Annotated in this window: 7 protein-coding genes; 5 read left to right on the top strand and 2 right to left on the bottom strand. The window is 38.9% G+C overall.

All coding sequences use genetic code 11. The features are described 5' to 3' along the window. Positions 1–99: 99 nt before the first annotated feature. Together DP116_RS20095 and DP116_RS20090 are read left to right on the top strand one after the other, a co-directional pair. A complete protein-coding gene (locus DP116_RS20095; protein ID WP_169156856.1) occupies positions 100–1,149 on the top strand; it encodes a mevalonate kinase family protein in 1,050 nt (349 codons plus the stop codon). Then, positions 1,136–2,023, top strand: a complete 888-nt coding sequence (locus DP116_RS20090) for a UTP--glucose-1-phosphate uridylyltransferase (protein ID WP_169156855.1) — start codon at positions 1,136–1,138, stop codon at positions 2,021–2,023. The genes DP116_RS20095 and DP116_RS20090 overlap by 14 nt, the downstream gene beginning before the upstream one ends. Before the next feature lie 163 nt (positions 2,024–2,186). Here DP116_RS20090 and DP116_RS20085 read toward each other — a convergent pair whose 3' ends face one another. Then, entirely contained in the window at positions 2,187–3,344 is a 1,158-nt protein-coding gene (locus DP116_RS20085; RefSeq protein WP_169156854.1) for a DUF1822 family protein, read from the bottom strand. Between the two features lie 26 nt (positions 3,345–3,370). Continuing rightward, positions 3,371–4,849 (bottom strand): hypothetical protein, encoded by a 1,479-nt coding sequence (locus DP116_RS20080; RefSeq protein ID WP_169156853.1) that lies wholly within the window; start codon positions 4,847–4,849, stop codon positions 3,371–3,373. Between the two features lie 692 nt (positions 4,850–5,541). Here DP116_RS20080 and DP116_RS20075 point away from each other — a divergent pair. From DP116_RS20075 to DP116_RS20065, 3 genes are read left to right on the top strand one after another with little or no spacing between them, the layout of a single operon-like run. Next, on the top strand, positions 5,542–7,776 hold the full coding sequence (locus DP116_RS20075; protein WP_169156852.1) for a dynamin family protein: 2,235 nt from the start codon (positions 5,542–5,544) through the stop codon (positions 7,774–7,776). An 11-nt stretch (positions 7,777–7,787) separates the two neighbouring features. After that, on the top strand, positions 7,788–8,807 hold the full coding sequence (locus DP116_RS20070; protein WP_169156851.1) for a hypothetical protein: 1,020 nt from the start codon (positions 7,788–7,790) through the stop codon (positions 8,805–8,807). A gap of 15 nt (positions 8,808–8,822) precedes the next feature. Then, on the top strand, positions 8,823–9,677 hold the full coding sequence (locus DP116_RS20065) for a hypothetical protein (RefSeq protein WP_169156850.1): 855 nt from the start codon (positions 8,823–8,825) through the stop codon (positions 9,675–9,677). Positions 9,678–9,791: the final 114 nt, after the last annotated feature.

Here is a 9,791-nt window from a genome sequence, read left to right as displayed (position 1 = left end):
GAGACAGGTATTCATGTGTTAGTGTTAACCCATTGATTTTAATTTCATCAAGTTATAGTAATTTCTTAGTAAAGAGTGGGAAAATTTCGGGTAGACTGAATGCACATTTTCGTTCCTGGGCGTCTTTGTCTATTTGGCGAACACAGCGATTGGGCGGGAGGATATCGTCGTCTGAATCCTAAGTTGGAGGTAGGTTACACGCTGCTTGTTGGTACCAATCAGGGACTTTCTGCTCATGTTCAGCCTCATCCAACCCAGTTTATTCTTCACACCTGTGTTAGTGATGGAACCCGTCAAACCCTGATTCTGCCAATGGAAAAGGAGGCTTTACTAACCGAAGCTAAAAAGGGCGGTTTTTTTAGTTATGCAGCTGGCGTTGCTTATCAATTTCTCGCTGAGTTCGCTGTAGGTGGACTAGAGATTGACAATTTCCTCACAGATTTACCACTCAAGAAAGGGCTATCGTCCAGTGCTGCTATTTGCGTGTTAGTAGCCCGGTCATTCAATCAGGTGTATGACTTAAACATGACTCTCCGACAGGAAATGGAATTTGCATACCTGGGGGAAATTACCACGCCTTCTCGATGTGGACGAATGGATCAGGCTTGTGCCTACGGTAATCGTCCTATTGCCATGATATTTGATGGCAGTTACACTGATTTGATAGAGTTAAAAGTACCGAAGAATTTGTTCTTTGTGATTGTGGATCTTGGTGCGAGCAAAAACACTCAAAAAATTCTCACTCAACTCAATGAGTGCTATCCCTTCGCTACTAATGAAGTACAAACGAATGTGCAGAAATACCTCGGTTCTATCAGCTATCAAATAACCCAAGCAGCGGTTGATGCTTTGCAAAAAGGTGATGCTGAGCAAATTGGTCTTCTCATGAAACAAGCACAGGGAGAATTTGACATACATTTAATGCCCGCTTGTCCAGAAGAATTAACTGCTCCCGTACTGCATCAACTTCTTGAGTATGAACCCATTCAACCTTATATTTTTGGTGGCAAGGGTGTGGGTTCCCAGGGAGATGGTACAGCACAATTTCTTGTCAAAGACGAAGAAAGTCAACAAAAAGTTATTGAAATTATTGAATATAATTTTCCACAAATGCAATCTTTAAAACTGACGATTTATGCAACAAAATAAGGTAAGAAAAGCTATCATTCCAGCGGCTGGTTTCGGGACTCGGTTATTTCCAGCGACTAAAGTCGTAAAAAAAGAACTTTTCCCCATTATTGATAAAGATGGCAGGGCAAAACCTGTGATTCTGGCGATTGTTGAAGAAGCTATAAGTGCAGGAATCGAAGAAGTTGGAATTGTGGTGCAACCACCAGACAAAGAAATTTTTGGAGAGTTTTTTAAAAGTCCACCTAAAAAAGAACTTTTCGACAAACTTTCACCTCAAAATCAAGAATACAGCAAATATCTTCAAGAATTAGGTAGCAGAATCACAATTTTGACGCAGGAAGAACAAGAAGGCTATGGTCATGCCGTTTTTTGTGCCAAAGAATGGGTAAAAGATGAGCCATTTTTGCTGATGTTAGGTGACCATGTTTACTCATCAAATGCTGATGAAAAATCCTGTGCAAGTCAAGTTTTAGATGTTTACAAACAAGTCAATCAAAGTGTTGTTGGGTTGACAGTCATGTCAGCAGAAATTATCCATAAAGCTGGTTGTGTGACAGGAGTTTGGCACTTGTTTAACTCCCTTCTTTCACTCACGCAAGTTTATGAAAAACCTTCCATTGATTATGCCCGTCAACATCTGCGTGTAGAGGGAATGGCAGATGATGAGTTTCTCTGTATCTTTGGGTTGTATGTACTGACACCGAAAATCTTTGACTTTTTGGAAGAACATATTCATCAAAATTTTCGGGAACGAGGGGAATTTCAGTTAACATCTTGTCTGGATAGAGTGCGTCAAGAAGAGGGAATGACAGGATATGTTGTCAAAGGAAAGTGCTTTGACACGGGATTACCAGATGCGTATCGGCAGACAATGATTGATTTTAGAATTTAGATATAGCGCTTTGGATCTAAATCGAATACACCCCTCCCCAACCCTCCCCTTGCTAAGGGGAGGGTGCGCGACAGCGCGGGTGGGGTATCTTTGTATTTCACCAACTTGCAATCTGCTGTATTTGGCGGTTAGCCTACTTTAGGCGAAACACCAGTGATGAAATTTATAACAAAAAGTCCTCAGTAACTACAACATTTTTAAAACTGATTTCAACCTTAAATTGTTTGCCTAAGGCTTCACTAAATTCTAACTGAATGACATTATCAGCTTTCCTTGCAGTGACTTCTTGACTTTCTGACTCAGATGTGTTGGGATTAAGAGTAACTTTCAGCTTCAAACCAGGCGGAAGATACTCCTCATTGCGATGTTCCTCATAGCAATGAATCACCTGTACAAGCACATCGACTTCATTATTTTCCAACCGTTTTAGATTGAGAACTAAAGCTAAAGTTTGACCATTTAGTAGTAGTCCAAAATCTAATTTTTTCGCCCCAGAATAATGATCAACTCTTGAGTGACTTCTTGCATAACCCCAAACATAGTTATTATCAAGCGTTTTCAGAATATTTTTGGTAGATTGCCAACCTTCTTCAAAAACTTCCAGCCACCAATTGGTTAGGTTAACTAGTGCTTTAGTAGAAATGCTTGTAGTCTGAGTTAGATTTTGTATCTCTGTATCATTGACTTCAGCTACTGATGGTAAAGGAATAGCAGTTGGTGACAAGAAACGTGAGTATAATAATAGGTTGTTTACTTCAGGGTCAAACAAAGAAAGCGGTAGCTGATAACAACTATTAGATTTTGCATCCAAATTAATTGATTGGCAATATTTAACGAGTTGGTCGTAACGCAAAAAACCGTGAATATTTAATTGTTCTTCCTCTTCTAAAACTTCCAGCAATACATAGAAGTGAGCAACCCTTTTTGGTGAAGTGATGACTTCTTCTGGTACAGTGACAAAATAATCAATCAGGTTATCTACAATAATTAAACAAAGGTGAAATTCACCTAGATTGAGATAACAAACATCATCTATTGGATGAGCAGCACTGTGTTGATTAATTTTTATATTTGGATTTCGTTCTTTCAGATACTTTTCAAAACCGAGTCGTGCTAATGCGTTTAAATATATTTTCCATTGGTTTATCTCGCCGAATTTGTTGAAATTATTCTCGCTGATGACTCGCGCTTCCTCAAAACTTTCTGATTCTAGCCAAACAACTTTTGGAGAGAATTTTATTCTCCTGTTTTTTGTTTTAAGTATAGATTTTTTGGAGCTACTCATATTTTCTCCCCCATTGATTATCTCATGAAAAAGCAATGTATTTTTTCTACCATATACCTAGTTTATGCTGCGTAGGATGAATCACTAAGGTAGATGCGGATTTTTTTAGCAAATAAGCTATTTTTGTTTTGTTTTTTACTACTAAGTAATTCTGCTTTTGCTTCTTTGAATGTTTGATTCCAGACAAATTCTCTAATTTCCGCAACAATATTTTTTAGAGATTCAGGTTCATGAGAAATTCTTGTTAACTGAGATTTATCAAGTGATTGTAAAAGTTTATTCAAAAAAATCTCCTCTGTTCGATACTGGACAATTTCCAAAAAGTTTTCTAGTTGCATAATGCGTCTGGCTTTACTCCATTCGATTCCCCAAATTTTACCAATTTCACCTAAGGATATATTCTCGTGGTAATAAAGTCGCAAGCCTTCCGGTAATCGTTGAGCAAAGTTTTTGTAACCTCTACTTTTTTTCAAATTTTCAATCCGCTGGTGAATCACCTCTCCTATTGTTTGAGATAACACTTGTTCAAACAAGTCTTTACAGATTTCTTGTAATTTTTCTAATTCTACGTCTTCTGGCTCGCGGTCTGTGTGATAAGGTAATTCTGGATTGGGAAAATAATCATTGGTTGAATTATCATACACTTCCATAGGTACAGTTTTGGTACTACCTGTTTTTTTGTAAAGCCAGTCTTGACGTAAGTCTTCTGCTATGCGTTTGAGATGATCAATTAATGTATTCTGAGAAATAATAATATTTTTTTGCTGCAACAAATACAGCATTTCTTGCAGTTGGCTTGGTGTTGGTTCAGAACAGCGTCCTTTTTGCCGTGTTTTTAGTCTATCTCGTTGGTAAACTGTTTGAAAAGCTTTTACAATTTCATAGTCTTCTGTTAAAAAAAGCCCAGATAAAGAACGGGGTATAGATTTACATAGTAGTCCCCAATCACTAGGAGTCGCTAACCCAAACTCCCACAAAAATGACTTGATTTCTTCATTCTGACGGGTGAGTCTGGTAGTCCAATTATCTAAGCTTTCGTTAGAACCTAAGTTGGGATTAAATCTCCGCAAAATGTCAACGCTAAAAAATTCTCCGCCTTTTGCGATCGCTTGAGTTGTGCCATCACGATTATTCAAGATATGTTGAGTTTTACCCTCACTATCTAAAATCACCAGTGCTTTACCATCGTCGTTTAAAACGAAGGGAAGTAAATCTGTGTACCTGAAAAGATTTTCTGCACTGACGTTGTAGGTGTGAGGGATGTTTTTGCAGGTGATGAAAATTCTGTGTGAAACATAGCAGCGTAGACAAAGTCCGGCGATCGCACGTTGGTAAATGTCATCATCTAAACGAAAAATTTCCCACAAAACTGTTTGAACTTGTTTATTTTCTTCTGTCGATAGCGTGGGTTTGTTGCTTAGATGAGGGAATTGTGTTTTAAAAAACTCCTTAGCTCTAGAAATTTCCCTCTGGTGTTGTTGCTGAACGTCTTCCCCGATAGGAAGTATCTGCATTTGCCAATATTTTGTTGGTGATACCATAGTAATTCAAATTACTTAACGCTTGATGAAACATGACATTCACAGCGAAGCAGCACCAGAGATTTTTTGATTCATCTTCTGGGGGCTATATTTATATAGGTTTGATTTTGGGAACATATGCACTTTTGGGGAATGGGGAAGGGAAAATTTAATTTTTCCTAGATATCGGCAGACTTACGGTCTGTTTCATGATTACTGTTTGATAATAGAACGATACTAGGCGGACTTGGTTTGTATAGGCGCACTCTTCTAAGTGTCAGCGGAAACTCACACTAACCTCGAATCACTAAATATATATATGTTTCAGTTTTTTAAACCTATACAGATGCTGCGTTAAGCAAACTGGTGTAGAGTAATCGCTCGCGTCAAGATGTGAGCCTCTCACTATCCCTTCGGGCACAAACAACATATGAAAGAAACACAATTCCTCAAAATCCTTGTTCTATAAGGGTTTGAAAATGTGTTTCTTAAGAATAAACTTCTATTTATCTCGCACAAGTGTATAGGTCGATTGGACTTGAACTTATATAGAAGTAGAAGCAGGAGAAACAAGCAATTACCTTCTGAACAAACTCATAAACCATCATATGAGATTCTTGAGTGGTAAGCAGTAAATCTCCCAAAATAAGTACAACTCTAGAAGAGTTTATCGCCTGTTACCATAAAGCTCTACTTTTTAAATTGGAAGAACAATGGCAGATATCCAGAACCAGATCAATAGTGTCATTCAAAAGCGCCGAGAACAGCTACCACTTATTGAGGTACGCATTCAGCAAGCAAAGGACGTAGAAAATGCGCTAAACGAAATGAACAGCGCACTTGTCAATCTTGGCAATCACCCTAAAGCAACGGATCAACTACGAGTTTATCTTCGGGACTTTCAACAGAATCAGTTTCGCCAGTGGATTGCTAGTAGTCTTGACCAGTTAATGAACGCCCAAGCAAGGCTTTTACGCGAAACCATTAATATAGGTGTAAGTGGGCAAGCACGAGTTGGTAAGAGTACCCTTCTCCAGACAATTGCCGGTTTGACAGAGGAGCAGGTTCCTACAGGAACAGGTATCCCAGTTACAGCAGTACGAAGCCGCTTACGTCATTCCACCACTTATTCACGAGCTATTCTTACCTTACACACCTTTGAAACATTTCGAGATCAAATCCTTGAACCTTATCACAAAGAACTGAAGCTCTCCTCGTGTCCAGCTACACTTGCAGATTTCCAGTCTTTCAATTATTCTGAACAAAATATTCTGAGCGATAATACTCAACACAGTTCTATAGTTTTGTTGGAGCGCCTCCGCAAAATGCAGAAGGCCCTTCCTTCTTACTCAGCAGACCTCACTGGAGAGACACGGGAAGTAAGTCTCGAAGGATTACGTTCCTGGGTTGCATACCCAACCAATGAGGAAGAAAAGAATCCAAATTGTCCACGACGTTACTTAGCTGTGCGGGATGTCCTGATTGAATGTCGTTTTCAAGCCACAGATGTTGAAAATTTAACGGTCATTGACCTTCCTGGACTGGGAGAACTTGACGCAAGTGCGGAGGAGCATCACGTAGCAGGGTTGAAGAACGAAGTTGATCTGGTGTTGCTGGTAAAGCGCCCAGTAGAAGGATTAGCTTTTTGGAAAGCTGAAGATGGAAAAGCGGCAGATATTCTCGATCAAGCGCGTGGAGCAATCAAACAGCGACGAGATTTTGTGATCATTGTAGTCAATGGTGATCCTAACTCAGAACTTTTCAAGGTACTCTTAGACGACATTACCCGCCAAGCTAACGAAGGAACTGCTGATAAACACTACCGAGTGTTGCAATGTAACGCCAAAGATTCATCTAACGTGCGTAGTTCCTTACTTGTACCTTGTCTTGAGCATTTGGCACAACGACTGACAATAATGGATCGCCAAGTCATTGAGTCAGCGAAGAGTGAATGGCTAACTACAATACAGCGTATTCAGGGAGCATTAAAAGATTTAAGGGACGGATTAAAAAGACAGACACCAGATTCATTCTCATCAGCAGAAGAATTCGACAAGCTTGTGGAGAAGCTACGAAAGGAGCTTGTAGTTTCATTAGAAGAAGAAATAGTTCTTAAACTATTTCAGAAGGCTCGAAATCCAGAAGAGGAAGATACTAAACTGATTCAAACTATTCGGAATACAAGCAACCAAATTAAGAAATGGGTAGAGGAGGAAGGTTTCGGAATTGGAAAAGAAAAGTGGATTCGAGACGCATACGAAACTATGATGCGAGATAAAAGTGTAGTTAGATTTGCTTTAGAAGAGTGCAATCGCATTCGAGTTCATATTAGTGAAACATACTCTAGAATTGATAATTATTTAGATACCAAAGTACAAGAATTGTGGTCAGAGATTAGTTGTATTATTTACAAAAACACAGGTCAGCTTCTTGAAGGAACTCAAGATGGTAAGGAGTCTCTTGAAAAATTTGTAGAGTTCCTGAAAAACGGCAATGAGCAATGCCCGAGCTTGCAAAAAGCTGTAAAAGACCTCTTGTCACTAAATATCAGTTATCGGAGTCATTTTCACCCGCGAGTTAGAGAAAAGTTAGACTCTCTAAATTATGATGAAATGGTACATAATCTCAAGAGGGAAAATAAACTTGATGAAAAAGAATTGTTTAAAACAATGTCTGATCTTGCCATTCAAGCATCCTACGAAACAGAAAAAGCTCTTTTATCTGAAACCTTAATACCATCTCTGATTCTTCATGCTGCTGCTGAACAATTTGAGGATAGCCTGATTCGCTCTGGAGAATCTGAGCGGGAATTTAAGAGGCTGGGCAGATCCTATAGAGATGAGATTTGGCCAAGCACATTCCGTGATATGGATGCTCAAAATGCCAGGGTAGCAAAAGTGAATCGGGTTATTGATAAGCTTGAAAAAATACTCATAATTTCTAATTAAAGAGGTGGTAAATGGGAGAAAATAATCAGGCAACAGTCATCGAATATAAGATTGGTATTGTTGGCCCAACTCGTGTAGGGAAGACATCAATGATTACTTCCTTGCTTGAGCAAGGGAAAGAATTACTTGCAGGAACTGATGTTTCGATAGAGGCAGTGGGCAAAACAAAAGCACGGATCAATCGTTATCGTGACGAATTACGCGGTTCGTTAATGGCAGATGAGTTTAATCCTGGTGGAATGAGTGGGACTCAAGAACCCTTTACAATTGAATTAGCCATGAGTGTGGGTAGCAGCAAACTTACTTGGGCTATACTTGATTATCCTGGTGGTTGGATTGATGAAGAATCTCGCCCTTCAGATAGACAAAATGATTGGAATAACTGCCAAGCCTGGATTAAGGAGAGTATCGTCCTTTTAGTCCCAATAGATTCCGCTGTGGTTATGGAGTCCTCAACCAAGGCAGAATTGCAAGCTGCTAATACTACGCTGCAAATCAGTCAAGCAGGAGAAGTTGCACGTGAATGGGTTAAGGGAAGGATAAAGAAGGGTGAACCAGGCTTATTAATACTTGTGCCTGTAAAATGTGAAACATACTTTAGTGATAATGGTGGTAAGAGAGATAAGAGTGCAGATTTAGTTGACCGCATCCAGAAGTTGTATCAGGATTTGCTAAATGCTGTACGTCAAGAAATTGATGGTGCTACAAATAAACCAGAAATATTAATTCAATATCATCCTATTGACACTATTGGATGTGTAGAAATCAAGGATGCTAGGTGGATTGAAGAAGGTGTTCGCTTAGGATTTCAAGCCGATTACTTAGTTCGTCCTCCCCGTCAGCCTCGTCCAAAGGGCGCGGATGGACTGCTCATTTCTATTTGCCGCCAAATTGCTAGTCTAGAGAAGAATAAAAAGCGGGGTATCTTCAGTCGTGTTTGGCGTTGGGCAACAGAAGAAGACGAAAAGCTAAACAAGGCGATTGAAAAACTCCAATCAAAAGACCTTGGAACACGTGTAAAACATTTGTAAATTAGAGGTAATTAAGTGTCTCAGATATTTATTGAAACACGGGGCAAGTCCATTGACTACAGATTTCTTGTTAAATCACCATCAGAATCCTGGTGGAGAACATATAGTCAATGGACAGCGTTTGAAAACCCAACTCTCATCATTGAAAACACATCTGGTGCTACTCAGATATATCTGAGTGCCATTCCTTCAAAACGGAAGGATAGAACTCAAACCACCATTCGGTATACCTTAGTTATCGAGCTTGATCGTTCTGATAGTAATGATGATCTTTTTCTTAAACTTATTTCAAAATGGCTAGAGGAGGTGAAAACAGCACCTAAGAATCTTCCCAAAAAAAGTGAGATAGGAGATTTATTAGATCGGTGTTTTCCAGAAAATATGGTAGAAGAATTATTAATCAAGCGACAAAATGAGGAAAATCCTGAAGAAATGATTGAAAATTTGAAAAGTGGTATTTCCAATTTTCAGTTTTCAAAACCCAAGGAAGAGAACACACTCCGATACAAAATGTGGTGGGGAGGAATAAACAATCAGAAAAGTAATAATTCTTGGATTTCACTTGTTTCCAAACTGTTGAAAGAGGGATATGGCAAAGCCCTATTACTGAACCTAGCAGGAGAGAATGACTTAAAACAGTTACTACCAACCGATCAAAATAATCAAAATATAGGGCTGCTAATAATAGAAAACGACCAGGAACCAACAGAAATACCGATTTTTAACAGACAATCGGATTTCGATAAAATTGGGCGTAATTGGCCCAGTATTCTAACAAAGCTTAGCGCAATAAAATATGTGGTTCTACTTATTTTTATCGCATTGTTTGTTGTGTTTGGGCGTAATTTTTTTTTAAAGACAATACCTTGAGTGATGAGAATAAGGTTGTTCGGTTTGTGTCAGAGTCTTGCCCAAAAGCTACATTAACTCCAAAAGCTACATTAACTCCAAAAGCTACATTAACTCCAAAAGCTACATTAACTC

This window comes from Brasilonema bromeliae SPC951, from assembly GCF_012912135.1.
Taxonomy (GTDB): domain Bacteria; phylum Cyanobacteriota; class Cyanobacteriia; order Cyanobacteriales; family Nostocaceae; genus Brasilonema; species Brasilonema bromeliae.
The sequence above is the reverse complement of the archived record's forward strand: the minus strand, read 5'-3'. Positions and strand labels throughout refer to the sequence as shown.

Excerpts from the sequence above, each read along its gene's own strand:
- DP116_RS20095 (WP_169156856.1), top strand. The coding sequence starts at position 100 with ATGCACATTTTCGTTCCTGGGCGTCTTTGTCTATTTGGCGAACACAGC.
- DP116_RS20090 (WP_169156855.1), top strand. The coding sequence starts at position 1,136 with ATGCAACAAAATAAGGTAAGAAAAGCTATCATTCCAGCGGCTGGTTTC.
- DP116_RS20080 (WP_169156853.1), bottom strand. The coding sequence starts at position 4,849 with ATGGTATCACCAACAAAATATTGGCAAATGCAGATACTTCCTATCGGG.
- DP116_RS20075 (WP_169156852.1), top strand. The coding sequence starts at position 5,542 with ATGGCAGATATCCAGAACCAGATCAATAGTGTCATTCAAAAGCGCCGA.
- DP116_RS20070 (WP_169156851.1), top strand. The coding sequence starts at position 7,788 with ATGGGAGAAAATAATCAGGCAACAGTCATCGAATATAAGATTGGTATT.